This window comes from Aliirhizobium sp. YIM B11859 (assembly GCF_057163345.1).
Genome location: NZ_JBXHAY010000045.1, coordinates 1 through 1,147, shown reverse-complemented (window position 1 = coordinate 1,147; position 1,147 = coordinate 1). Strand labels below are relative to the sequence as shown.

The following is a 1,147-nucleotide window of genomic DNA, read 5'->3' as shown; positions in this document are numbered from 1 at the left end:
CGCGACCGCTCAAAATGGGCCGGGGTCATCAACGCGCGATTGGATGCGGCCAAGGCCGACCAATAAGCCTCGCCGGTTTTCATGGGGAAGTCATACTGAAGATAGCGCAACGCCTCGCGTGGCCCCCGGATCGTGAGCTGACGCTCACCGTCATCGCAAATTACGAGCGGCGTATGCCAAGCGATTCCGAACGCGACTTCAATCACTGAACTCAAAGGCTGATCCTTTCGTGGAAAGTTTCTGCTCGCAGAGTGTAGCAAGACCCTCTCAACGGACCAGCCCCGATTGCTCAGACCGTTACCAAGAGCTGATAAAGCCCGCGTGAGCGGGCTTTATGCTAAGGATCAGAACTGCTTGCGGAGGCCAAACGTGACCGCGTTGCTGCGGAAATCCGTGCTGGAAGAGGTGCCATCGCGTGCAGTGAAATCAAAATCGTCGGCGGCAGTGAAACGATAGCCGATATCGAGCGTGGTATTGTCGAACAGCGAGGTGTTCGAGAACAGCCCGATGCCTTGCAGGTTGATGCCGACGCCAGCATCGAGGTGATAGGCGAATTTGGTGTCGCTATCATCGATGAGGGTTGCGACGCCGGAAACGCCTTGCTTGCGCAGATCAAGGTTCATGAAGCCGACACCACCGCCGACGAAGGGCGTGATGGCGCTCATGACGCCATCGGCAGCCAGCGGAATGTCAAAATAGCCGTTAACATAGCCCTGGAAGGCGCGGGCGTCACCGAAGGAGTCGATCCCACCGACGCCGCCAACGCCCGACACGCGGTGCTCATTGACCGAAGCGTTGCCGTAGCCGAGTTCCAGTTCCGCGCGGGGCGTAATGAAGCCCATCGGCTCGAACTTGTAACCGGCGCGTAGCGAGCTGTAGTATCCGACATCATAGTTGGTGGATATGGAGGCGCCTCCAACGTCGAAGCCAGTGTCGTCAAGGAAGTTCACCGAGCTTAGCGAGCCGATGTAGAAGCCGGAGGTAGACACCGGCGCGACGATCGGTGCTTCCACCGGTGCGAGGTCGGCAGCAAACGCCGGGATCGACGTGGCGGAGGTCAGCAGTCCGGCTGCCAACAGTTTCGAAAACGTTCTCATGTGATGTCCTTTGATCACCGATGCCCCCAGCGGTGACGTGAAACATAGGT

General features: G+C 58.5%; 2 protein-coding genes. Both read right to left on the bottom strand.

All coding sequences use genetic code 11. The features are described from left to right. On the bottom strand, positions 1-215 hold a 215-nt coding region (locus tag AC2GXZ_RS32540), incomplete at its 3' end, for a DUF982 domain-containing protein (RefSeq protein ID WP_483763380.1). Positions 216-344: 129 nt separating this feature from the next. After that, positions 345-1,147 (bottom strand): outer membrane protein (locus AC2GXZ_RS32535; protein WP_483763379.1); only part of this gene is annotated, 803 nt, incomplete at its 5' end.